General features: G+C 64.0%; 22 protein-coding genes and 1 pseudogene. 13 read left to right on the top strand and 10 right to left on the bottom strand.

Annotated features, from left to right (window positions below; genetic code table 11):
* The first annotated feature begins 79 nt into the window (after positions 1-79).
* On the top strand, positions 80-1,588 hold the full coding sequence (locus tag FFI87_RS34155) for an NCS1 family nucleobase:cation symporter-1 (RefSeq protein ID WP_138850717.1): 1,509 nt from the start codon (positions 80-82) through the stop codon (positions 1,586-1,588).
* A 53-nt stretch (positions 1,589-1,641) separates the two neighbouring features.
* Positions 1,642-3,099: a dihydropyrimidinase gene (hydA, locus tag FFI87_RS34150; RefSeq protein WP_138850716.1), complete on the top strand. Its 1,458-nt coding sequence runs from the start codon at positions 1,642-1,644 to the stop codon at positions 3,097-3,099.
* A 61-nt stretch (positions 3,100-3,160) separates the two neighbouring features.
* Here hydA and FFI87_RS34145 read toward each other — a convergent pair whose 3' ends face one another.
* The 4 genes from FFI87_RS34145 to msrB all read right to left on the bottom strand — a co-directional run bounded on the left by FFI87_RS34145 (position 3,161) and on the right by msrB (position 7,713).
* Positions 3,161-4,282, bottom strand: coding sequence for an aromatic ring-hydroxylating oxygenase subunit alpha (locus FFI87_RS34145; protein ID WP_138850715.1), 1,122 nt, complete (start codon positions 4,280-4,282; stop codon positions 3,161-3,163).
* Positions 4,283-4,500: 218 nt separating this feature from the next.
* Positions 4,501-5,241, bottom strand: coding sequence for a peptide-methionine (S)-S-oxide reductase MsrA (gene msrA / locus FFI87_RS34140; RefSeq protein WP_138850714.1), 741 nt, complete (start codon positions 5,239-5,241; stop codon positions 4,501-4,503).
* 52 nt (positions 5,242-5,293) lie between these two features.
* Complete coding sequence (locus FFI87_RS34135) at positions 5,294-7,162, bottom strand: cytochrome c biogenesis protein CcdA (protein WP_138850713.1); 1,869 nt, start codon at positions 7,160-7,162, stop codon at positions 5,294-5,296.
* Positions 7,163-7,197: 35 nt separating this feature from the next.
* Entirely contained in the window at positions 7,198-7,713 is a 516-nt protein-coding gene (msrB, locus tag FFI87_RS34130; protein WP_138850712.1) for a peptide-methionine (R)-S-oxide reductase MsrB, read from the bottom strand.
* 286 nt (positions 7,714-7,999) lie between these two features.
* On the opposite strand from msrB, the gene FFI87_RS34125 reads away from it, so the two are divergent.
* The 5 genes from FFI87_RS34125 to FFI87_RS34105 all read left to right on the top strand — a co-directional run bounded on the left by FFI87_RS34125 (position 8,000) and on the right by FFI87_RS34105 (position 12,156).
* Entirely contained in the window at positions 8,000-8,566 is a 567-nt protein-coding gene (locus FFI87_RS34125) for a TetR/AcrR family transcriptional regulator (protein ID WP_138850711.1), read from the top strand.
* A 224-nt stretch (positions 8,567-8,790) separates the two neighbouring features.
* Complete coding sequence (locus FFI87_RS34120) at positions 8,791-9,216, top strand: organic hydroperoxide resistance protein (protein ID WP_011880657.1); 426 nt, start codon at positions 8,791-8,793, stop codon at positions 9,214-9,216.
* A gap of 67 nt (positions 9,217-9,283) precedes the next feature.
* Positions 9,284-10,318, top strand: coding sequence for an alpha/beta hydrolase (locus FFI87_RS34115; RefSeq protein WP_012372081.1), 1,035 nt, complete (start codon positions 9,284-9,286; stop codon positions 10,316-10,318).
* A 611-nt stretch (positions 10,319-10,929) separates the two neighbouring features.
* Positions 10,930-11,409, top strand: coding sequence for a hypothetical protein (locus FFI87_RS34110; protein WP_138850710.1), 480 nt, complete (start codon positions 10,930-10,932; stop codon positions 11,407-11,409).
* A gap of 36 nt (positions 11,410-11,445) precedes the next feature.
* Positions 11,446-12,156 (top strand): type VI immunity family protein, encoded by a 711-nt coding sequence (locus FFI87_RS34105; RefSeq protein WP_175805912.1) that lies wholly within the window; start codon positions 11,446-11,448, stop codon positions 12,154-12,156.
* Between the two features lie 41 nt (positions 12,157-12,197).
* On the opposite strand, the gene FFI87_RS34100 is transcribed toward FFI87_RS34105, so the two are convergent.
* Positions 12,198-12,785, bottom strand: coding sequence for a TetR/AcrR family transcriptional regulator (locus tag FFI87_RS34100; protein WP_011660841.1), 588 nt, complete (start codon positions 12,783-12,785; stop codon positions 12,198-12,200).
* A 164-nt stretch (positions 12,786-12,949) separates the two neighbouring features.
* Here FFI87_RS34100 and FFI87_RS34095 point away from each other — a divergent pair, with 164 nt between their 5' ends.
* The 4 genes from FFI87_RS34095 (at position 12,950) to cynR (ending at position 16,262) form a co-directional block, all read left to right on the top strand.
* Positions 12,950-13,198 (top strand): hypothetical protein, encoded by a 249-nt coding sequence (locus tag FFI87_RS34095; RefSeq protein WP_011660840.1) that lies wholly within the window; start codon positions 12,950-12,952, stop codon positions 13,196-13,198.
* 126 nt (positions 13,199-13,324) lie between these two features.
* Entirely contained in the window at positions 13,325-13,804 is a 480-nt protein-coding gene (locus tag FFI87_RS34090) for a DUF1348 family protein (protein ID WP_012372078.1), read from the top strand.
* A 441-nt stretch (positions 13,805-14,245) separates the two neighbouring features.
* On the top strand, positions 14,246-14,947 hold the full coding sequence (locus FFI87_RS34085) for a hypothetical protein (RefSeq protein ID WP_138850709.1): 702 nt from the start codon (positions 14,246-14,248) through the stop codon (positions 14,945-14,947).
* A 427-nt stretch (positions 14,948-15,374) separates the two neighbouring features.
* Positions 15,375-16,262 (top strand): transcriptional regulator CynR, encoded by an 888-nt coding sequence (cynR, locus tag FFI87_RS34080; protein WP_138850708.1) that lies wholly within the window; start codon positions 15,375-15,377, stop codon positions 16,260-16,262.
* 232 nt (positions 16,263-16,494) lie between these two features.
* Here the strand turns inward: cynR and FFI87_RS34075 are convergent, their stop codons facing one another.
* From FFI87_RS34075 to FFI87_RS34060, 4 genes are all read right to left on the bottom strand, one after another.
* Positions 16,495-16,752 (bottom strand): DUF4148 domain-containing protein, encoded by a 258-nt coding sequence (locus FFI87_RS34075; RefSeq protein WP_011660836.1) that lies wholly within the window; start codon positions 16,750-16,752, stop codon positions 16,495-16,497.
* A 220-nt stretch (positions 16,753-16,972) separates the two neighbouring features.
* Positions 16,973-17,452, bottom strand: coding sequence for a DUF1348 family protein (locus tag FFI87_RS34070; protein ID WP_138850892.1), 480 nt, complete (start codon positions 17,450-17,452; stop codon positions 16,973-16,975).
* Between the two features lie 145 nt (positions 17,453-17,597).
* A complete protein-coding gene (gene cynS, locus FFI87_RS34065; protein ID WP_011660834.1) occupies positions 17,598-18,068 on the bottom strand; it encodes a cyanase in 471 nt (156 codons plus the stop codon).
* Between the two features lie 61 nt (positions 18,069-18,129).
* Positions 18,130-18,789, bottom strand: coding sequence for a carbonic anhydrase (locus FFI87_RS34060; RefSeq protein WP_012372075.1), 660 nt, complete (start codon positions 18,787-18,789; stop codon positions 18,130-18,132).
* 152 nt (positions 18,790-18,941) lie between these two features.
* On the opposite strand from FFI87_RS34060, the pseudogene FFI87_RS34055 reads away from it, so the two are divergent.
* Together FFI87_RS34055 and FFI87_RS34050 are read left to right on the top strand one after the other, a co-directional pair.
* Positions 18,942-19,175: pseudogene (locus FFI87_RS34055) on the top strand (LysR family transcriptional regulator); the annotation flags it as partial.
* Positions 19,176-19,862: 687 nt separating this feature from the next.
* On the top strand, positions 19,863-20,561 hold the full coding sequence (locus FFI87_RS34050) for an autoinducer binding domain-containing protein (RefSeq protein WP_229203058.1): 699 nt from the start codon (positions 19,863-19,865) through the stop codon (positions 20,559-20,561).
* A gap of 44 nt (positions 20,562-20,605) precedes the next feature.
* Here FFI87_RS34050 and FFI87_RS34045 read toward each other — a convergent pair whose 3' ends face one another.
* The gene (locus FFI87_RS34045) at positions 20,606-22,201 is read right to left on the bottom strand and encodes an FAD-dependent monooxygenase (protein WP_175741737.1); all 1,596 of its coding nucleotides are present in this window, start codon (positions 22,199-22,201) and stop codon (positions 20,606-20,608) included.
* Positions 22,202-22,335 lie beyond the last annotated feature (134 nt).

The following is a 22,335-nucleotide window of genomic DNA, read 5'->3' as shown; positions in this document are numbered from 1 at the left end:
AGGGGCCGCGCCGCCGCTTGTGTCCTGTTTCGCCGGCATCGCGCGATGCCGGCGCCGACGTTTACGTGGAGCGCTTTCGATGAAACCAGCAGCGATTCCCGCCGATGCCGACAGCGCCGCGGCGCCGGCCGGCAGCCTGTACAACGACGACCTCGCGCCGACGACGGCGGCGCAGCGCACATGGCGGTGGTACCACTTCGCGGCGCTGTGGGTCGGGATGGTGATGAACATCGCGTCGTACATGCTCGCGGCCGGGCTGATCCAGGAAGGCATGTCGCCGTGGCAGGCGGTGCTGACCGTGTTGCTCGGCAACCTGATCGTGCTCGTGCCGATGCTGCTGGTCGGCCATGCGGGCGCGAAGCACGGAATTCCGTACGCGGTGCTCGTGCGCGCGTCGTTCGGCACGCAGGGCGCGAAGTTGCCGGCATTGCTGCGCGCGATCGTCGCGTGCGGCTGGTACGGCATCCAGACCTGGCTTGGCGGCAGCGCAATCTACACGCTGCTGAACATCCTGACCGGCAACGCGCTGCACGGCGCGGCGCTGCCGGTGATCGGCATCTCGTTCGGGCAGCTCGCGTGCTTCCTGGTGTTCTGGGCGCTGCAGCTTTACTTCATCCTGCACGGCACCGATTCGATCCGCTGGCTCGAGAGCTGGTCGGCGCCGATCAAGGTCGTAATGTGCGTCGCGCTCGTATGGTGGGCGACGTCGCAGGCGGGCGGCGTCGGCTCGATGCTGTCGGCGCCGTCGCAATTCGTCGCGGGCGGCAAGAAGGCCGGACTCTTCTGGGCGACGTTCTGGCCGGGCCTGACCGCGATGGTCGGCTTCTGGGCGACGCTCGCGCTGAACATTCCCGACTTCACGCGCTTCGCGCATTCGCAGCGCGACCAGATGATCGGTCAGTCGATCGGGCTGCCGCTGCCGATGGCGCTGCTGTCGGTGGTGTCGGTCGTCGTGACGTCGGCGACCGTCGTGATCTACGGCAACGCGATCTGGGATCCGATCGACCTGACGAGCCGGATGACCGGTGTCGGCGTCGGCATCGCGCTCGTGATCCTCACGCTCGACACGATGTGCTGCAACCTCGCGGCGAACCTCGTCGGCCCCGCTTACGATTTCTCTAGCCTGTGGCCGAAGGCGATCTCGTATCGCACCGGGGGGATGATCACCGCGACGATCGCGATCGTGATGATGCCGTGGAAGATCCTCGCGACGACGGACGGCTACATCTTCACCTGGCTCGTCGGCTATTCGGCGCTGCTGGGCCCGGTCGCGGGCATCCTGATGGTCGACTACTTCCTGATTCGCGGCACGCGGCTCGATACGCACGCGCTGTTCGACGAGCGCGGCGACTTCAGCTATGCGCGCGGCTGGAACCCGGCCGCGCTGGCCGCGCTCGCGATCGGCGTGCTGCCGAACCTGCCCGGCTTCCTGCACACCGCATTCCCGGCGTCGTTCCCCAACGTGCCGGCCTTCTTCAACACGCTTTACACGTACGCGTGGTTCGTCGGCCTCGTGCTGGCGTCCGGCGTGTACGGCACCTGGATGAAGTGGCGCGCAGCACAGCGCGCGCAGATCGCGAGCGCGTGATGCGTGATGCGTGAATGCATGCGGCACCCGACAATCAACGAGGAGGCAACGACATGGCAATCCTGATTCGCGGCGGCACCGTGGTCGATGCGGACCGCACCTATCGCGCGGACGTACTGTGTGCCGACCCGCAGGACGGCGGCACGATCCTGCAGATCGCCGAGACGATCGACGCGCCGGCCGGCGCGACGGTGGTCGACGCACACGACCAGTACGTGATGCCGGGCGGCATCGATCCGCATACGCACATGGAACTGCCGTTCATGGGCACGACGGCGAGCGACGATTTCTATTCGGGGACGGCCGCCGGGCTGTCGGGCGGCACGACGAGCATCATCGACTTCGTGATCCCGAGCCCGAAGCAGCCGCTGATGGACGCATTCCGCGAATGGCGCGGCTGGGCCGAGAAGGCGGCGGCCGACTACGGTTTTCACGTGGCCGTCACGTGGTGGGACGAATCGGTGCACCGCGACATGGGCACGCTCGTGCGCGAGCACGGCGTGTCGAGCTTCAAGCACTTCATGGCGTACAAGAACGCGATCATGGCCGACGACGAGGTGCTCGTGAACAGCTTCTCGCGTTCGCTCGAACTCGGCGCGCTGCCGACCGTGCACGCGGAGAACGGCGAACTCGTGTTCCGGCTGCAGCAGGCGCTGCTCGCGCGTGGAATGACCGGGCCGGAGGCGCATCCGCTGTCGCGTCCGCCGGAGGTCGAGGGCGAGGCCGCGAACCGCGCGATCCGCATCGCGCAGGTGCTTGGCGTGCCCGTGTATATCGTGCACGTGTCGTCGAAGGACGCGGTCGATGCGATCACGCGCGCGCGCAGCGAAGGGCTGCGCGTGTTCGGCGAAGTGCTGCCGGGTCACCTGGTGATCGACGAGGCCGTTTATCGCGACCCGGACTGGACGCGTGCGGCCGCGCACGTGATGAGCCCGCCGTTTCGCTCGGCCGAGCATCGCGAGGCGCTGTGGCGCGGGCTGCAGGCCGGCCAGCTGCATACGACGGCGACCGACCACTGCGTGTTCTGCGCGTCGCAGAAGGCGATGGGCCGCGAGGACTTCACGAAGATTCCGAACGGCTGCGGCGGCGTCGAGGACCGCATGTCGGTGCTGTGGCATCACGGCGTGAATCATGGCCGCATCACGCAGAACGAGTTTGTGCGGATCACGTCGACGAACGCCGCGCAGATCTTCAACCTGTATCCGCGCAAGGGGGCCGTGCAGGTCGGCGCCGATGCCGACCTCGTCGTGTGGGATCCGGCCGCGACGAAGACGATCTCGGTGAAGATCCATCACCAGCAGGTCGACTTCAACGTGTTCGAAGGAATGACCGTGCAGGGCGTCGCGACGCACACGCTCACGCGCGGCGCGCTCGCATGGGCCGACGGCGAGCTGCGTGCGGTGCGCGGCGCGGGCCGCTACCTGGAGCGGCCGCCGGCCGCCGGCTACTACGAGGCCGCCCGCATCGCGAACCGCCTGCGCGAGCCGCATCCGGTCGAGCGCACGGGCTGAGCGAGGGCGAAGCGGGGGAAGCGCGCGAACCGGACGAAGGCGCGCGCGCTCGCCGCGACGGTCAGCGCGCGTCGCCCGTGTTCGCTTCGCGGATCGGGATCACGGTGCGCGCGCCGCACTGGCGCAGCAGGTCGCGCAGTTCGTTGATGACCGGGAACACCTCGTGGTTCCAGTCGGCGCCCTGCCGGTCGTGCGCTTCCTGCTCGCGCTCGACGATCCAGCGATCCTCGCGGAAGATCCGCTCGGTGAACCACACGAGCAGCGGCCACGCGAGATCGAGCGCGAACGGAATGCCCGGCTTGTGGATCGACAGCACGCCGAACGTGCGGTTGGTGCGCTGCTCCGCGTCGAGCGGCACGTAGACGATCCACAGGTCCATCACGAGCGTGCCCTCGCTCGAGCGGATCTGCAGCGTCTGGTACGGGTAGAGGGTGCGCACCGTCATCACGCTCTTGTCGGACTGGTCGGCCGGCTTCTTGCTGGCGCCGAACACGAGCGCCTCGCCGACCGGCTGCTTGCCTTCCATCCGCGCGAACGTGTAGTCGACCTCCACCCAGTCGTCGCCGCGCCGGCGGCCGACGCTGCGCGCGCGCATCTGTCCCATCTGCTTGCGATGCAGGAACTGATGGTTCATGTCCATCAGGTTCTCGTGCATGAACGAGTAGTGGCACTTGACCTCGCGGCCGAAGCGGCGCGTTTTATATGCACGGTCGTCCGCCGATTCGAGCGCGGGGAACGGGCGTTCGTCGGCGAGCGTCGCGTCGCCGGGGAACACGAAGATCAGCCCGTGCGCCTCGCGGCACGGATACGCGCGCACGCCGTTGGGCAAACGGTCGCGGCCGAGGTAAGGCACGTCGACGCAGCGGCCGCTGTCGCACGCGTAGGTCCAGCCGTGGTAGCAGCAGCGCAGCGTTTCACCGGACACGACGCCCGCATGCAGCGGCACCTGGCGGTGCGCGCAACGATCTTCGAGCGCATACACGGCGCCGGATTCGGTGCGCACGAGCACGATCGGATCGCCGGCGAAGCGCACGCCGAGCGTCTTGCCGCGCTTGAGCTCGCGCGACCACGCGAGCGGATACCAGTGGTCGGGATGGATGGGCACGCGGCGCAGGTCGCGCACGACTGCGCCGGTGGACGGTTGTTCAAGGGTGCTGCTGTCAGACAAAGGCACTGCGCGCATGCGTGACGCCTCCTGGCAAGCTGGTGAGTTCCGGGCGCCGCGTGATGCGGCGGGGACTGATCTGGAGAAGTCTACGCGAAGTTGGCCCGTCAAGCTGACCTGATCGGGGTTTGCCCCGTCGGCGCGGCATGCGTTTCGTTGATGCAGCTCAAACGCGGCCGGCGGCGCGGGCCGGCCGCGTCATGCCGCTGGCCGGCCGCCGCGCCGCCGGTTGCCTGTCACAGATGGGCGTCGCGCCACAGTACCGCGTCGGGACGATACAGCGCGGGGAAGCGCTGCTTCAGCCCGGCAACCTTGGGCATGTCGTTGAATGCGATGTACGGCGCGTCGGGATGCAGCTCGAGGTAGTTCTGGTGATACGCCTCGGCCGGATAGAAGCCCTTGTACGGCTCGACGCGCGTGACGACGGGCGACGCGAACGTGTGCGCGGTGCCGAGCTGCGCGATGTACGCGGTCGCGACGGCCCGCTGCTGCGCGGTGGTCGGGAAGATCGCGGACCGGTATTGCGAGCCTTCGTCGGGGCCCTGACGGTTCAGTTCGGTCGGATCGTGCGCGACCGAGAAGAACACCTGCAGCAGCCGGCCGTACGTGACCTGCGTCGGGTCGAAGACGATGCGCACCGATTCCGCATGGCCGGTCAGCCCGCTGCCGACCAGCGCGTAATGCGCGGTTTCGGATGCGCCGCCCGCATAGCCGGCCGTGACCTGCTTCACGCCCTTCACGTGCTCGAACACGCCCTGCACGCCCCAGAAGCAGCCGCCGGCGATCACGGCGGTTTCCTCGTGGGAGGTGCCCGGGGTTTCGTCGAGCGTCGGCGCGGGAACCGTACGCATCGGTTCCGCGGAACTGACGACACGCTGGTAGCCGAACACGGCGGCCGCCGCGAGGGCGATCGCGCCGATGCGGCGCAGCGTGGCCGCCCGCTTCGGTGCGGAACTGCGAGTGGAGGTCGGGATCATGAATTGCTCCTTCGAAAACGAGGGATGAAATAAGGTGTCCGGGCCGCGGCACTCAACCAAACGTGAACGCATACGCGTCGACGCCCGGATCGAGAAACTCGATCGAGAACGTACGGTCGGCGATCGCGCCCGGCTGCCGCACCAATTGATACAGACGTTGGCCCGTGACAGTGCCGTAGCCCTGCGCGTCGACGTCGGCGCCGTGGGCCGAGCCGGGCGCCGCGCCGTCGAGCGTCACGCGAAAGCGCACCGGCTTGCCGGTCGCCCCCGGGCCGAGCACGAGGTGAAGGTCGCGCGCATGGAAGCGGTAGACGATCCGGCCGGCCGGCGCGGCGAGCGTCGCGCGCTCGGCGCCGACCTGCCACGTGCCGGCGAGGCCCCAGTTGTTCAGGTCGGGGTGAGCGGGTGCGTCGTAGCGGTGTGACGCGTCGCGCACGACGCCGCCCGGCGACGTGAAGTCCTCCGCGCGCGCATAGCCGACATAGGTTTCGGGCGAGCGGACGTCCGCGCTGTCGGCTGCCGCGAGCGCGCCTTTCGCGGGCGCGCCGGTAAGCCCGAGCGGCACGTTCAGCGCTTCCGGGTGGCCGGCTTCGGCGAGCAGCGACTGGATCGCGCGTTCCGACTGCGCGTATTCGCCTTCGCCGAAGTGGTGATGGCGGATGCGCCCCTGCGCGTCGACGAAGTAGTGCGCGGGCCAGTATTCGTTGCCGAACGCGCGCCAGATCGCATAGCCGTTGTCGATCGCGATCGGGTAGTCGATGCCGAGGTCATGGACGGCCTTCTTCACGTTGCCGATGTCGCGCTCGAACGCGAACTCCGGTGCGTGCACACCGATCACGACGAGCCCGTACGGCGCGTACTTGTGCGCCCACGCGGTCGTGTACGGCAGCGTGCGCAGACAGTTGATGCACGAATAGGTCCAGAAATCGACGAGCACGACCTTGCCGCGCAGGCCGGCCGCGGTCAGCGGCGGCGAATTCAGCCACTGCACGGCGCCGTCGAGCGACGGCAGCGTGCCTTCGACGGGCAGCGCGGCCGCTTGCATCGCGGGCGTCGTGCCGGCCGTGCGCATCATCGCGCTGCCGGCCGCCGGTGCGCCATCGGTCGCCGCGGCCATCATCGCGCCGCTCGCCGTGCCACTACCGGCGTTGCCGGTGTTGCTCGTCGAGGACGGGGCGGCCGGCGCACCGTTCGAGCGCCCGCCGAGCCGGTCGACGAGCTTCGTCTCGAGGCTGCCCGTCGTGACCGTCGACAACTGCGCGAGCGCACCCGTATCGAGGCCGAGCGCGATCGCGCCGACGCCAGCCAACAGCGCCACGCCGATCCCGCGCCGGATCCATTCGCCGGCGCCGAGCGAGCGCTTCATCGCGGCGAACACCTTGCCGCCGATCACGAGTGCGACGCCGAGCGACGTCGCCGCACCGGCCGCATACGCGACCAGCAGCACCGTCGTGCCGACGCTCGCACCGCGCAGCGCGGCGCCGGTCAGCACGAGCCCGAGGATCGGGCCCGCGCACGGCGCCCACAGCAGGCCGGTCGCGACGCCGAGCAGCAGCGACGACAGGGGGCCTGCCGGGCGGCCGTCGCGCTGCGCGAAGCCGGTGAGCCGGTTGCCGGCCGCGACGAGCGGGCGCGTCAGGTGTTCGGCGAAACGGGGCAGCAGCAGCGTCAGGCCGAACACCGCGAGCAGCACGATGGCGAGCCAGCGGCCGGCCTGGTTGGCCTGCGCGACCCAGCCGCCGCCGACGGCGGCGAGCGTCGCGACGACGGCGAACGTGAGCGCCATGCCGATCAGCAGCGGCAGGCCGGTACGGACGAACGGCTGGTCGGCGCGCGCGAACACGAACGGCAGCACGGGCAGGATGCACGGGCTCAGGATCGTGAGGACGCCGCCGAGATAGGCAAGGACGATGAGCAGCATGGGGCAGTCTCCGGTCGTTCAGAAGCGGCGGCCCGTCAGGCGGCGGCCGGGTGGAAGGCGAGCGCCAGCCCGTTCATGCAGTAGCGCAGGCCGGTGGGCGGCGGGCCGTCGTCGAACACGTGGCCGAGGTGGCCGCCGCAGCGGCGACAGTGCACTTCGGTGCGCGCCATCCCGTACGACGGGTCCCTCTCGGTCGCGACCGCGTGGTCGAGCGGCTTCCAGAAGCTCGGCCAGCCGGTGTGGCTGTCGAATTTGGTGTCGGACGAGAACAGCGCGAGGTCGCAGCCGGCGCACGCGAACGTGCCGCGGCGGTGCTCGGCGTTCAGCGGGCTGCTGTACGGCGGCTCGGTGCCGGCATTGCGCAGCACCGTGTATTGGGCGGGCGTGAGGCGGCGGCGCCATTCGGCGTCGCTGCGGGTGATCTCGAACGGGGCGGCGGGCGGCGCGGCGAACGCGCGGCCGACGAGCGCACGGCGGCCAGCCGACGACAGCGCCGCGAGCGTGGCGAGGCCGGCGGCGCCGGCGAACAGCAGATGTCTGCGGGTGGGCATGACGGGCTCCTTGAAGCAGGGTCCTGAAAACATGCGCACAGAGTAGGCAGCGGCCGGTGTCTAAGTCCTCACGGAAAGTTAAAGGATTTGTGATGGTTGGGGTGTTTGGCGAGGGGGGCGGTGGAATCCGTCGAAGCGCCGACTGGCATGGGCCTTCGAGCAGGCGAGCCGCCGATGTTTACCGAGCACCGGTTCGCGCCGCGATTGCTCGCGCGCGAAGGCTGGCTTTCGTCGCCCCATAAAAAAGATATTGACTATCTATCTACGAGTAGATAAAGTGCGATCCATGGAAACGAAATCGACCGTCCGCGAACAGATTCTCGACCACGCGATCACGCTGATGATGCTGCGCGGCTACAACGGCTTCAGCTATCGAGACCTGTCCGATCTGGTAGGCGTGAAGACGTCGAGCATCCACTACTACTTCCCGTCGAAAGACGATCTCGTGCTGGAAGCGGTGGCGGCGTACAGCGACGAAGTGCTTGCGGCGATGCGCGCGATCGATTCGGCGTTGCCGGCCGACGTCAAGCTCAGCCTCTACACGAAGCTATTCGGCAGAACGCTCGGCGATGGCAACCAGATCTGTCTGTGCGGCATGCTCGCGGCGGACATCGAATCGTTGCCGGAGAGCGTGCGGCAGGCGGTTCAGGCCTTCTTCAAGGCCAACGAGAAGTGGCTCGCCGAGTTGCTGGCGCAGGGCGCGAAGGAACGCACGCTGCAGTTCAGCGGCAAGCCGGAAACGGCGGCGCGCACGTTGTACGCGGCGTTTCAGGGGAGCGTGCTGGCCAGCCGGCTGTTTCATACGCGGGCGCGTCTCGAGGATGTCGAGGCCGTCTGGAAAGCCCGGTCCTGACGGACGGGGCGGGTAGTCAGCCGGTTCGCCGCCTTTTGCGGGGCTTGCTATCTATCTTGTGGTAGATAGATGAGCGGGCGGATGAATTCAATCATCCGCATTTTTTGGGGATATCTGTCTATCTATTGATAGATAAACAAGCGCGATGCCGGCCGCCAAGCCGTCGCGCGCGATCCGGGGTTGGAAGGCTGTTTCACTCACTCATTATTGAAAAGGAGTCTGTCATGTCGATCGAAAAAGTTCTGTACCGCGCTCATGCAAAAGCCACCGGCGGCCGTGACGGCCGTGCCACGGTGCCCGAAAGCGGTCTCGACCTGAAGTTGACCACGCCGCGCGAACTCGGCGGCGCGGGCGGCGCCGGCGCGAACCCCGAACAACTTTTCGCGGCCGGCTACAGCGCGTGCTTCATCGGTGCGATGAAGTTCGTCGCGGCCCGCGACAAGATCGCGATCCCCGCGGATGCCGCGATCGAAGGCAGCGTCGGCATCGGCGCGATCCCGAACGGCTTCGGCATCGAAGTCGAACTGAAGATCTCGCTGCCGGGCCTCGACCGTGAAACCGCGCAAACGCTGATCGATCGCGCGCACATCGTCTGCCCGTACTCGAACGCGACGCGCGGCAACATCGACGTCACGCTGACGCTCGTCTGATCGCACGTACTGCGAACGAATCCATCGCCATTCATTGCATTCACCGGTTGAACCAAGGAGTCTCATCATGAAGATCGTCAAGCCGCTGCTGATCGCCGCTGCCGTTGCGGCCGCGGTGTTCACCGCCCCCGTCGCCTTTGCCGCCGGCACCGACGGCGTCCGCCCCGATACGGCGACCAGCGGGTTCCTCGCCGTGCTGAACGGCCAGAAGGGGCCGGGCCTCGAAACGCTGAGTCCCGCGAAGGCGCGTCAGGTGCTGGTCGATGCCCAGCGCGGCGCGAAGGTCGACCTGTCCGGCATCGACGTATCGAACCGAACGATCGAGCAGGACGGCCTGTCGGTGCCGATCACGATCGTGCGCCCGCAGGGCGCGGCGGGCACGCCGCCGGTGTTCATGTTTTTCCACGGGGGCGGCTGGATTCTCGGCGACTTCCCGACGCATGAGCGCCTGGTGCGTGATCTGGTGGTGCAATCGGGCGCCGTCGCGGTGTTCGTGAACTACACGCCGTCGCCGGAAGCGCATTACCCGGTCGCGATCAACCAGGCGTATGCGGCGACGAAGTGGGTCGCCGCGCACGGCGCGGAAATCGGTGTCGACGGCAGCCGCCTCGCGGTGGTCGGCAATAGCGTCGGCGGGAACATGGCGGCTGTCGTGGCGCTGATGGCGAAGGACAAGGGCGGCCCGGCGATCCGCTTCCAGGGCCTGTTGTGGCCCGTGACGGACCACGACTTCAATACCGGTTCGTACAACGCGTATCAGCAGGGGCACTTCCTGACCCGGCCGATGATGAAGTGGTTCTGGGACGCCTATACGAAGAACGAAGCGCAACGCAACGAGATCTACGCATCGCCGCTGCGTGCGAGCACCACGCAGTTGAAGGGATTGCCGCCCGCGCTGATCCAGGTCGCGCAGTTCGACGTGCTGCGCGACGAAGGCGAAGCGTACGGCCGCAAGCTCGACGCAGCCGGCGTCGATGCGACGACCACGCGATATGACGGCACGATTCACGATTTCGGTTTGCTGAACGCACTGGCCGAGGATGCGCCGACCAAGGCGGCGATGAAGGCGATGGCCAACGAAATCGCGACGCGGCTGAAGTAGGGCTGCGGGCGGCATTCGAACGGGTTCGAATGCGAACGGCGCAGCGGCGGGCTTGGGTCCGCCGCTTCCGCATGGGGAGCGGGGCGACAGGTGCGTCGAAATGCGACACCGGCGGCCGGATCGCAGCGGTCCGATCCCGACGGCAGGCGTCACAGTACAAACCCGTTCCCGCCCGGCCGGAGGCCTGGCGCTCTGCGTCGACCCGACGTCGTTGTGGTAGAGCGTCCGATGGATCGGTGGCCCGGCCGTGGTGTCATCGACCGCGAAGGCGGCCCTCACGTTGATAATCTGTTGCGCCTTGTGGAGATCAAGTTTCCTGGTGACGATTGGGGCCCGGGTCAGGAGGCTGACTATCAACTGATCGCCGGCGAATTCAAAGAGCGCATGTCCGTCATCGACGTCAGCGATTGCAATGGAGAGCTCGAAAAGGTTCGGCAACGCGTGCTCAAAGATGTACCGATGCGAGAGACGGAGCAGCAGAAGAAGCGTGAGCGCGTGCCTATCCGGACAGTTGAGCCTATCCCTCATCCGTCTGGTACGAGGACTGGTGGAACTGGGTCGAACGTCATGGGGAAGAAGCCGGCGAAGCGGTCGGAGAAGGCGCGGCGGCGTTGTGGGACGCGACGAAGCGTGGATATGCCTACGTTTCCGAAGAAACGAGCCGGTTCCTGCATGAACATGCGCCGTGGCTGTTCACTGCAGGCCGTTGGGTTCTCAACAAGGCAACAGAAACATGGGAGTGGTTTGACGAACAGGGCCGCAGAATCGCCGCGTATACGGCCGCACAACTGAAGGCGGGTTGGGAAGCACTCAAGCGAGAAGCGGACCTGACATGGGAAACCCTCAAGGCTATCGATTGGGGGCAGGTCGGCATGACGATTGTGAAGGCGCTGGCCGTCATCGTGATCGTGGTCGCAGCCGTCGCGATCGCAATCGTGATCGCCGACGCTTTGCTGGCGATTTTGGCGGCGCTCGTGGCCATTATTGCTGCCGGGGCTGAGGCGGTGGCGGCACTTGCTGCGCTACTCGGAATCACCGCGGCAGAAGCAGCGGCGTCGGTGGCGATTGCCCCCGCTCTGGCGGCGGGCTAACCGGTGTCATATGAACCACCTCACTCAGGACAAGCAATGATGACGGATCAGAGCGCGAAACCGATTCTCACACCCGCACAAGCGCTTTCGCGTTATCACGAACATCTGCACCTACACCTCGACGGCGAGCGGATGGGTTTGCTGCCGGGCGTAATTGGCACCGTTTTTTTTGATGGCGGCTCGCGCCCCGATGGCCGGCAAGCGATTCTCGACTGCTTCGACCGTTTCGATGCGCTTTTTGGTTCGCACTTGCGTGGTGGGAAAGACACGGACACCGGCAAGTTTTCGAAGCGAAATGCCGCGGGAGTCGAAAAAATCCGTCGGGCGATTCAGGACACACCGTCGTATCTGTCCGTTAGCGTGATTCGATCGAGCGCCACCGATCAGGACACTGCTGCCGAATACAACGTGCAAGTCCTCACGAGCATGGCGAATCCCGAGGACTACGTCTCGCCTCAAGGTTGGACTGCGCCAAAAGGGCAGGAGTCCGGATTGTCGATGCTGAAATTCAACGTCCCGATGGCTCTCGTTACGACCGCAGACGGCCTTGCTCTGTACGAAGGTTTCCTTCGTGTGCGAGCGATTGAACGCCGATGGAGAGGGTCGGCCGACCTGCTTCATTGGCGTCCGAATTGTGCACACGGGAAGCAAGTGCACAGGCGGGTGGCGCGAACGCTGGACGACGACGGGGTGCCTCTGTACAACTGGAAGAGCTGTTACTTGGATGAGAGGCCTATGCGTCCATGAAACTCGACACGGGTATTGATGTCCACGCAGAAATGGCCCCGTCAGGCAGCTTTAGACCTTCGCCTTGTTGACGCGCCTTCTTCGATTCTCGCCAGTACACGCTTGCCCGAATCCACCACTGTCGAATCATGTGTCACCTGATAGCGCACAATCATGCCTTCCACGCAGATCATCGCATCTGCGGCGACGGTAGCAGGCGACTGGAGCCCGAGGCGGCCAGCGAGTTCAGAAATGTACTGCTCAAGCGCGTGCTTATGGGATACGGCCTGCTGAAGGTGCCCTGGGTCTCCCGTCGATCCAGCTTCGGCGACCACATTGATAAAGGCGCAACCACGGAAGTCTTCCTGCGCGAACCATTCACCTAGGGCTTCCGCGACGACGGACAACTCGGCACGCTGAGCAAAACGAGCCTCCACCTCGTCGACAAACCAGCGCATCCAGAACTCATGACGACGGTCCAGGAACGCTGCAATAAGTTCGCTCTTGGAGGCGAAGTGCCGGTAAAGCGACATTTTTGCGACGCCTGACTCGGCGATGATCTTGTCGATGCCCGTGGCACGGAACCCGTCCTGATAGAACAGGCGCGCCGCGGTTTCCAATATCCGGTCGCGTGCGGAGGGTTGTGACATTTCGGCCCCTTTTTTGCCAAATCATGCCTCCATTATGGCAGACAGACCTGTCTCTGCACAGGCGCCGAGAGGCACAGAAATTTCTTGACAGACAGACCTGTCTACACCAATATTGAGACAGACCTGTCTCAATCATTCAAGGTCGGTACGTCAAGGAGACTGTCATGTGCCCCTCAGATTGCGAAGTCACTGCCCTTCATCAGGCTCTGCAGGCCGATAAGTCGAATCCGGCCACATGGCGCTGGTACAGCGACCTGGTCGACAACCAACGACTCGCGCTTCGCCTCAAAGAAGACCAGTGGGTCGTCGCGATTGACGGCAGCGACTTTGCATGCGCCGAGGGGCTGTACGCGGCCGTGCGTTGGGCGCACATCATGACGCACTCGGGCGGTTACATCACCTTCGCGGTGTAAGCGAGCGAAGTCCGCCCTGCACAAGGGCTAATCGCCAGACTAAGCGATCGAGAACACGCAGCACTGCTCTTATCCACCCTTCGGCCCGGTATCGGGTCTTCATCCACCAGCCACTGAGGTAACACCATGTCGACCAACACTGAACTCCGTCCGCCGCTTCCTCCTTTCACACGCGAATCCGCTATCGAGAAAGTCCGTCTCGCGGAAGATGGCTGGAATTCGCGCGACGCCGCCAAGGTCGCGCTCGCCTATTCGCTCGACACGAAATGGCGCAATCGCGCAGAGTTCGCGAACAATCGAGCGGAAGCGCAGGCGTTCCTCGAGCGCAAGTGGAAGAAGGAGCACGAGTATCGTCTGATCAAGGAACTGTGGGCGTTCGGCGGCAATCGCATTGCCGTACGCTACGCCTACGAATGGCACGACGACTCGGGCAACTGGTTCCGCTCCTACGGCAACGAGAACTGGGAGTTCGGCGAGGATGGCCTCATGCAGCGCCGCTATGCGTGCATCAACGACATGCCGATCAAGGAATCCGAGCGCAAGTATCACTGGCCCCTGGGCCGTCGGCCGGATGATCATCCCGGCTTGTCGGAGCTCGGCCTCTAATAGCTGGGCTGATCGTATCGCTTCGATTGGAAGTACGCGGGGAAACGAAGGCAACGGTGAGGCAGTCTCTGCGACGACGGCCTCCCGAAGTTTGGTATGACGGAGCATCCCCACCCAGCTTGGGAACCCCAGGGTGTCTCGCTGTCCTTCTCAGCTAGTCTGCCCTCTAGCGATTACTGCCCACTCCATGTGGGCAGTAAGCCTTGCAGCCCTTGCTTCTGGAATCCACTGCGTCTCCTCGGGTGGATAACATACGGACTGAATGGCATCCTGTTTGCATTCGGAACGGAGAACCTTGGTGGGAAGGAGTTTCCGCAAACACTAGGCTTCGGCAGCGGGATGGCTCGTGGTGCAGGCCGTGCGAGTGGCAAGGCACCGGATGCGGGATACGGGTGAATGCACGCCCATAGACCCCACTCGCTCTCTCACTCGAATCCAAGGGTGGACCAAAAAGGGCCAACGGGGCTTTTCGCACGTCTCCACAACAGCCGCTCAATGTCGCGCGTAGCTTTTGCAGACATCTCAAAACAGCAGGATAACGAAATAACACCGCACAGCGACATTATGGTTGGTGCGCCCAAACTCGTGCAATACGGGTCGCGCCTTGCTTGCGCGGCGCGCTCCACTTCCGAGTCGGTAGAGTTGGTGCCGATCGACTCAATTATGTCAAACGAAAATATTGAATCACCGCTCGACCACTTCCTTGGCTGGTACTCCTCACTGCCGACGGAACAGCAAGAAGTCATCGCCTTGAGTGCGCATTTCATTCCAGGTTTCAACATTGACGTCGCAGAAGCGATCGAAAAGAACAACGCAGCAGTTCTCTTTGCTGATCGTGTTGTGTCATATAGAGACCGTTCATCGAGCGAACGCTGTGCGGCAACGGTCCTTCACATGTGCCTCGAACATATCGCGTTTGCTAACCAAGGTACCGGCAATTGGCGTGAGCGACAGGCAGCCCTTCGCGAGTATGCCGACGACTTTGGATATCCGGCGCTTCACGATGCAGCAAACGCCGCACAATTTAAGCACGCGCAGTGGGTGCAAACCCGCAAGAAGTGGAATCAGCTGAAAGCTGGTCCGTTCTCCATTGATGCCATCTCCAACTTTCGGGTCTTCGGTCCAAGTGGAGCAGCCTCCTGAAACGCCGGACTCGGTCACCCACCTACGATAACGGGCAGGCATACGACTGTGGTTTTGACCAACACTGTTGTAAGACTCGGGCAACACATCGCCCGGCGTTTCGCCGCCGAGCAAACGAACGGTCGAAGGTGCGCGCGACCGCACGACACAGAGCGGGAGGTCGATGGCAAGCAGAAAAGGCCGACACGATGGTCGCTCGAACGAAGATCATTAGGAAAGTCTACGAACCAAAATAATTTCCCTCAGCGCGAGCGTACTAACGGAACGGCCCGGTTCAGCGTATCCGCAACCCATCGACGACCTCCCTCATGATCGGCTTGGATGCGTGCCTTGATTCGATGGATGAAGGATGGATGCAATTTCAATAGCGTCCAAGACTGGTTTGCGATAGATTCGATAGGGATAGCCAATAGGTGAGGGAATTCCCGTGCTGCTACGTCATATCCGTTACTTCCTTGCAGTAGCAGAACAGAAGAACTTCACGCGCGCTGCCGAGGCGCTTCATGTATCGCAGCCCACCTTGTCGCAGCAGATCCGGCAGCTCGAGGACACCCTGGGAACACTGCTGTTCGACCGTTCCGGCAGAACTGTGCACCTGACCGACGCGGGCGAAGCGTGGGTGCGTTATGCCAAGCTCGCGCTACAGGACCTTGACGCAGGGGTGAGGGCGATACACGACGTGGCGGAATTGAGTCGGGGCAGCCTGCGTTTCGCAGTAACGCCGACCTTTACGGCTTCCTTGGTCGGGCCGGTCGTCGATGGCTTCCACCAGCTGCATCCTGGCATCAGGATCGATATCCGCGAACTCACACAGGATCAGATGGAGGCGCAGCTTGCAGACGACAGGCTTGATATCGGTGTCGCATTCCATCCGGCCTTTTCAGTCGACATCGAAAGCCAACCCCTCTTCGCGGAAACGCTGAGCCTGGTGGTAGGCCGCAACCACCCGCGTGCCGCACGCCGCAAGGCACTCGCGGGGCCTGACTTTGGCAAGGAGCCGCTGGTCTTGCTGAACGACACATTCGCGACGCGCCGGTTCATCGATGAGCATTTTGCGCGTCACGCTATTCGACCGCTTGTCGCAATCGAAGTGGATACGGTCGGTGCAATCGTCGAGATCGTGCGTCGCGGGCAGCTGGCGACGGTTCTCCCTGATCACATCGCACGCGTGCAAGAGGGCCTACATCCCGTGCCGATCGATCCCCCTCTGCCAACGCGTACGGCTGCCGTCTTAGAGCGCAAGGGTGCGTATCGCACTGCGGCAAGCAGGGCGTTCTTACAACTGCTGACTGAGCAGTTTGGAAAGCCGACGTGACCACCACCGACATCGCCGTCGTTGCGTAGTTGAGTAACTTGCTTTGAAGCTGATGCCGCGCGAGGGGATTGGCCCGCAACAGCGCGTTTTGCCGAGATCATCGACAGGAAGCCCGCTTTTGCTGACCATTGGATGCTGCAACTGACGATCCGCCGGACATAAACACATCGAGGCGACTCGCCCTTTGTGAGGCGGCGTACGACTCGCTTCGTCGCAGCCGTTTGGTCTGGCATCACGAGCCGTGGAAAACCGTATCGTTCAGGCGTTGCAGCGTACCGTCCTGCTCGGCCTGGATCAGCTCGTTGATCACGTCGCGGCGGGTCAGTGCGCGCTGGGCTTCCGGCGCCGCGTTCCGCTGGATCAACGGTGCAGCGGAGTGGTAACCCGGTGCAGCCGCTTCTGCGGAAGAGGCAGCAAACGCGGTCGTGGTGGAAGCAGCCAGCGTGAGTGCCGACAGGACGTAAGAAATGTGACGGATGCTCTTGTTCATGATGTTTCCCTTTCCTTGTTTCGATATAAACTAGGTAGTACTAACTGTAATGATGTTGCGGTTCATAGTTTCTGCTAGCCGAATCACCGGACGAGATTCGCGCACCGCCCGACAAAACTAGCAGTACCAGTGAACTTCAATACACGCCCAACAATCCGTCGTTCTTCGCAACCAGATCGTTGGGCGCTGATCGCTCACCGCGGCTGTAGCGATCCGGGCTTCAAAGCCCCAACTCGCTCAGCCCCGGATGATCGTCCGGCCGACGGCCCAGGGGCCAGTGATACTTGCGCTCGGATTCCTTGATCGGCATGTCGTTGATGCACGCATAGCGGCGCTGCATAAGGCCATCCTCGCCGAACTCCCAGTTCTCGTTGCCGTAGGAGCGGAACCAGTTGCCCGAGTCGTCGTGCCATTCGTAGGCGTAGCGTACGGCAATGCGATTGCCGCCGAACGCCCACAGTTCCTTGATCAGACGATACTCGTGCTCCTTCTTCCACTTGCGCTCGAGGAACGCCTGCGCTTCCACTCGATTGTTCGCGAACTCTGCGCGATTGCGCCATTTCGTGTCGAGCGAATAGGCGAGCGCGACCTTGGCGGCGTCCCGCGAATTCCAGCCATCTTCCGCGAGACGGACTTTCTCGATGGCCGTCTCCAGCGTGAACGGGGGAAGCGGCGGGCGAATTGCTGCGGGTGAAGTCATTTCGGATCTCCTTGTGGAGTACAGCGCGTTGTTGGTGCTCGACGTGGAGCGCGGCCCCGTCATCGTGCAACCCGAGAGTGCAAGGCCGCCCGAAGCAAGCGCGGCACCGGTGCTCAGTAAGAATTTTCGTCTTTGCATCATTGGTTCAGAACGGCTTGGTCGGCAGATACTTGCCGTTGAGCGTGATGACGGCACGCTCGCCGCCTTCCGGGTCCGGAACCTTCTGGATATCGAGTTTGAAGTTGATCGCGCTGATGATGCCGTCGCCGAATTTCTCATGAACCAGCGCCTTCAACGTCGAACCGTACACCTGCACCATTTCGTAGAAGCGGTAGACGGTCGGATCGGTCGGCACGCCACCCGGAATGCTGCCGCGCACCGGAATGGTTTGCAGCAGGCGCACGGCGTCGTCGTCGAGCCCGAGGCGTTCGGCGACAAGCTTCGCCGCCTTCTCCGGCAGCGCATGCTGACCGAGCAGCGCGGCTGTCGTGTATGCGAGGCTCAGGCCCGTGCCTTCGTTGATGGCTTCGAACGTGAGGTTCTTGCGCACCTTCGCGTCGACGATCGTTTCCGTCAGAGCTTCGCGCGCGTTCGGTGTGACTTGCGATTGGGTCATGATGTTGCTCCTTGAGTAAATCAACCTAGTGAGATCGGCAGTCGGTGTGACGAGCCGGGAATCAGAGCGCAGCCACGCACTCGGCGGGCGTCGCGGTGACATCGGGATGCGCGGCGAGTGGCACGAACTGGCGAGTCGCGGCGTCGAGCGCGTCGATCGAGCCGGATTCGATGTCGTAGACCCATCCGTGCAAATTGAGGCGGCCTTGCGCGAGTCCCAGTGCAACGGAGGGATGGGTCTTGAGGTTGTCGAGCTGTGCGATGACGTTCTCGCGCACCATCGAGTCGACGCGCTCGCGCTCGCCTGCATGTTCACGCGCCTCGTTGACGAGCTTCGCCGAGTCGGCGTAGCGCAGCCAGTTCGCGACGGCGGGCATATGGTCGAGGCACTTGCACGTTGCGACGGCCGTCATCGCGCCGCAGTCCGAGTGGCCGCAGATCACCACATCCGTCACGCCGAGCGCGGCGACTGCATATTCGACGGTCGCCGACACACCGCCCGGCTCGGGACCGAACGAAGGCACGATGTTGCCGGCGTTGCGGATTACGAACAGATCGCCCGGTTCGCGCTGAGTGACCAGTTCGGGAACCATGCGGCTATCGGAACAGGAAATGAACAGAGTGCGCGGCGTCTGGCTGGTGGCCAGCTTGCGGAACAACTCCCTGCGAGCGGGCATGATGTCCCGTTGAAATTTCAGAAAACCGTCGATGATCTCTTGCATGGTCAGCTCCATTCAGTCTGGCGTTCGTCGCCGCGTCGGTCAGTGCGATGCGTTGAACAGAGAATGGACCTGTTGCGTCATAGTGTCCAAGACGGGTTTGTGATGCTAACCATAGGCAAGACCAATTGTTGTCGGACACGAGGAAATTCGCCGTGCTGTTGTGTGATGTCCGTTACGTCCTGGCCGTTCCGGAACACCGCAATTTCACGTACGCCGCCGAGGCACTGCACGTTTCGCAGCCCACGCTGTCGCAGCGGATACGTCAACTGGAAGACACGCTGCGCACTCAGCGGCTAGACCGTTCGGGGCGGAACGTGCAATTCATGGATGCCGGCGCGGCGTGGATGCGCTATGCGAAATCCGTGCTACGGGATCTGGATGCGGGCGGGCAATACACGCGTTGGCGAACTGAAGGCTCGGCAGACTGGCGATGACGAATCGATGATTTTTCCTGCCGATACCGCGAGCCACTGTCCGGCCGAGCAATGGGTGCCCGCGATGCTGGAAGGCGCTGCCCCAAAATCAACGGAGACTGCGGCGGCTCAACATCGGAGGACCGGTTCATGGCGAACAAGAGTCATTGGCGCGAACGATGCGAAGGGCCGCTCAGGGTCGTTCAGAGTCGTTCGCGCCGCCGAAGAACCGCCATTCGTGGTCGAGTGCCAATCCTGACGCCGGGATGAACGGGCCAGCGAGATGGAACCTTATCGCTACAGCATGATCGTCGGTGTAAACCCGGATCTCGCACAAGGGTTGCGGCTGCTAGCAGCCCAACAACGTCGCGAGGGAGTTGAGGCTGGGCTTCGGGATGCGCGACGCCGCGCGCGCTCGGTGACAATTTTATTTTATTCTGCGTTACTACTGGGCGGAATCGAACTGATGCACGTGATCCGCAAGGGGCGATTGAAAGCTGATCGTCAGAGGGCTCACACATGCCGAGCAATTCTACTCATTAGCGATGTAGAGAGTGCTGAGCAACCGTGTGACTTCTCCCGACTATCGTCCTTATTGAGACAGAATCTCAAATAATAGAGAGATCCAAGGGGCCGTATATGAATCAATGGCGAGAGTCGTTGCTGGCAAGCCTGGAGCAGGTGAAAACCGCTTCCGAGGCATTCGATAATCTTGCTCCGGCAGTCCGCGCACTGGGTTTTGAATATTACGCATATGTGCTGAGGATCACGATTCCGATTACGAGGCCGGCCATCATGGGATGGAGCAATTATCCGGAGGCCTGGCGCACGCATTACACGCAGCGGGATTATCAGCACGCCGATCCGGTTCTTCATTACGGACAGGCGTGTACGAGACCGATGCCCTGGCCGGGGCCGCTTCCCGGCTACGACGCATTCTGGCGCGACGCCGCGGCTTTCGGCCTGTGCTACGGCTGGTCGCAGACCACGCGCGATCACCGCGGCGCGATGGGCACCGTCAGTCTCGTGCGCGGCGGACCGCCGATTGCGCCGGACGAGCTGCGGCGCACCGAACCCGAGATGATCTGGTTTTGCCAGTTCGTTCACGCGACGATGAGCAATCTGATCGTGTCCGACGTGATGCCGAGCGGCGCCATGCGGCTGTCGCTGCGCGAAAAGCAGGTGCTGCACTGGACCGCCGAGGGCAAGACGGCGGCCGAAGTCGCCGTGATTCTTCAATTGTCCGAGCGTAACGTCGGCTTCCACATCCAGAACGCGATCGACAAGCTCGACGCGGCCAACAAGACGCACGCGACGGTCAAGGCTGCGATGCTCGGACTGATTCCAGTCCGCTGCTAGTCGCGGCTCGAATCGCGGGTGGCTGCACACGCTGGCCTCCATCGCTAAGCCACCGGCTCGTCGGCGTCGGCCGGCGCGAACACGCGCAATGCGCGAGCCAAGCAGTCGTCCGGCATGTCGATGCACGCCACGTCCGCGATATAGCCGTCCGGACGCAGTACGAACACGTCGCCGTCGCGCGCGCCGAACGCATCGCGATACGCGTGCGCCGCGTCGACGATCGTATGAGCGGCGTCCGCCGGCGAGCCGGGCTGCGCCACCACGGCGAAAACGTCGAGCCCGGCTTCCCGCGCGGCGGCGCGCAACCGCTCGACGCCGTCACCGAACGTACGCGCAAACGCGACGATGAGCGGACGCCAGCCGCGCGACAATCGATAGGTATCGATCGGCGCGCCGTGCCCGTCGTGAGCCGTAGCGAACGGCACGTGCACGCCGACGAGCGGGTGACCGGCATCCGCGTCGGAGTCGTAGCGCTGCCCGAGACCGGTGAATGCCAGCGGCCATGCGCTGCGCAGCGACGGGCGGTTCTCCATTGTCGGCATCCAGCGCCGCGCCCGCTCCGCCAGATTCGACCCGTCACGGGTGATGAGCGATGTCGTTTCGTCGGTGCTGGCGACGAGACGCTCAGCCATTTGCCGGCGCTCGGTGCGGTACGCATCGAGAACCGTCGTCGCGTAACCGCCTTTCGCGACGCCGGCGAGCCGCCACGCGAGATTCGCCGCATCCTGGATGCCGGTATTCATGCCGAGACCGCCGATCGGGCTAAACAGGTGCGCTGCGTCGCCCGCCAGCAGTACGCGCCCGTTGCCGAATCGGCTCGCAAGACGGTTGTACAGCGGCGCCTGCGATTCCCACACAACGTCCCGCAGTCGAAGCGGGTGTGTCGCGTATCGGTCGACGATGCGCTGGTAGTCGTCGATCGTCCGCGGCCGCTTCATGTCGCGCAAATCGCCGCCGTTCTCGCTCATGACGATCCGGTAAAGCCCGTCGGGCAGAGGAATGACGATGATGAAGCCGCTGTCGCGCACAAAATAATCGGCGTGCCCGGCGCGCTTGAACGGCCAGTCGATATGCGCATCGATCAGCAACATGAACGACCGGTAGTCGCGTCCGAGAAAGTCGATGCCGAGCGACGTCCGGACCGTGCTGCGACTGCCGTCGCAACCGACGACGTAATCGAAACGGGCGTGCTCGACGCTGCCGCGGCCGTTTTCGAGCGTGACGTCGACGCGGTCGCCGCCGTCGTGGACGGCGTTCAGCGATACCGGCCGCTCGACCGCGATGCCGTGCCCGAGCAGATGCGCTGAAAGAATCCGCTCGGTTTCCGGCTGCGGCAACGCGATCGAGAACGGATACGGCGTGCCGCGCGCGCGTGCGCAATCGATGTGGACGATCGGCGTGCCGTCCAGATATACGTGGATGTCGTGGATCCGCTCGCCGTGCTCGACGATGCGTTGCGCGATGCCGATCCGGTCCAGCACCTTCAGCGAAGCGGCATTGACGGCCAGCGCCTTCGAGCCGTCCGAAGGCGCCGCTCGTTTATCGACGATGCGCGGCCGGATACCGTATTGCGCGAGCAGTGCAGCCAGCGTCATGCCCACGGGGCCGGCGCCGACGATCAGGATAGAGGGTTCCGCCATGGTCGGTCTCGTTGGTCGCCGGTTTGTCGCGATGCCGTTGCAACGGTCAGGCAGCGGCATCCGGGCCGGCGGCGGTTCGGAAATGACCTGCACGCTATCAGCTTTGCGGGCAATTCTCACCATCCGGCGACTGT

The organism is Burkholderia sp. KBS0801 (genome assembly GCF_005937855.2).
Classification (GTDB): Bacteria; Pseudomonadota; Gammaproteobacteria; order Burkholderiales; family Burkholderiaceae; genus Burkholderia; species Burkholderia ambifaria.
The sequence above is the reverse complement of the archived record's forward strand: the minus strand, read 5'-3'. Positions and strand labels throughout refer to the sequence as shown.

Bases quoted from the DNA above. Each gene is read 5' to 3' on its own strand.
- FFI87_RS34100 (WP_011660841.1), bottom strand. From the start codon at position 12,785: ATGTCACAACCCTCCGCACGCGACCGGATATTGGAAACCGCGGCGCGC.
- FFI87_RS34090 (WP_012372078.1), top strand. From the start codon at position 13,325: ATGTCGACCAACACTGAACTCCGTCCGCCGCTTCCTCCTTTCACACGC.
- FFI87_RS34105 (WP_175805912.1), top strand. From the start codon at position 11,446: ATGATGACGGATCAGAGCGCGAAACCGATTCTCACACCCGCACAAGCG.
- FFI87_RS34045 (WP_175741737.1), bottom strand. From the start codon at position 22,201: ATGGCGGAACCCTCTATCCTGATCGTCGGCGCCGGCCCCGTGGGCATG.
- msrB (WP_138850712.1), bottom strand. From the start codon at position 7,713: ATGCCCACCCGCAGACATCTGCTGTTCGCCGGCGCCGCCGGCCTCGCC.
- FFI87_RS34155 (WP_138850717.1), top strand. From the start codon at position 80: ATGAAACCAGCAGCGATTCCCGCCGATGCCGACAGCGCCGCGGCGCCG.
- FFI87_RS34125 (WP_138850711.1), top strand. From the start codon at position 8,000: ATGGAAACGAAATCGACCGTCCGCGAACAGATTCTCGACCACGCGATC.
- FFI87_RS34120 (WP_011880657.1), top strand. From the start codon at position 8,791: ATGTCGATCGAAAAAGTTCTGTACCGCGCTCATGCAAAAGCCACCGGC.
- FFI87_RS34075 (WP_011660836.1), bottom strand. From the start codon at position 16,752: ATGAACAAGAGCATCCGTCACATTTCTTACGTCCTGTCGGCACTCACG.
- FFI87_RS34060 (WP_012372075.1), bottom strand. From the start codon at position 18,789: ATGCAAGAGATCATCGACGGTTTTCTGAAATTTCAACGGGACATCATG.
- FFI87_RS34135 (WP_138850713.1), bottom strand. From the start codon at position 7,162: ATGCTGCTCATCGTCCTTGCCTATCTCGGCGGCGTCCTCACGATCCTG.
- FFI87_RS34070 (WP_138850892.1), bottom strand. From the start codon at position 17,452: ATGACTTCACCCGCAGCAATTCGCCCGCCGCTTCCCCCGTTCACGCTG.
- msrA (WP_138850714.1), bottom strand. From the start codon at position 5,241: ATGATCCCGACCTCCACTCGCAGTTCCGCACCGAAGCGGGCGGCCACG.
- FFI87_RS34095 (WP_011660840.1), top strand. From the start codon at position 12,950: ATGTGCCCCTCAGATTGCGAAGTCACTGCCCTTCATCAGGCTCTGCAG.
- FFI87_RS34115 (WP_012372081.1), top strand. From the start codon at position 9,284: ATGAAGATCGTCAAGCCGCTGCTGATCGCCGCTGCCGTTGCGGCCGCG.
- cynS (WP_011660834.1), bottom strand. From the start codon at position 18,068: ATGACCCAATCGCAAGTCACACCGAACGCGCGCGAAGCTCTGACGGAA.
- FFI87_RS34145 (WP_138850715.1), bottom strand. From the start codon at position 4,282: ATGCGCGCAGTGCCTTTGTCTGACAGCAGCACCCTTGAACAACCGTCC.
- hydA (WP_138850716.1), top strand. From the start codon at position 1,642: ATGGCAATCCTGATTCGCGGCGGCACCGTGGTCGATGCGGACCGCACC.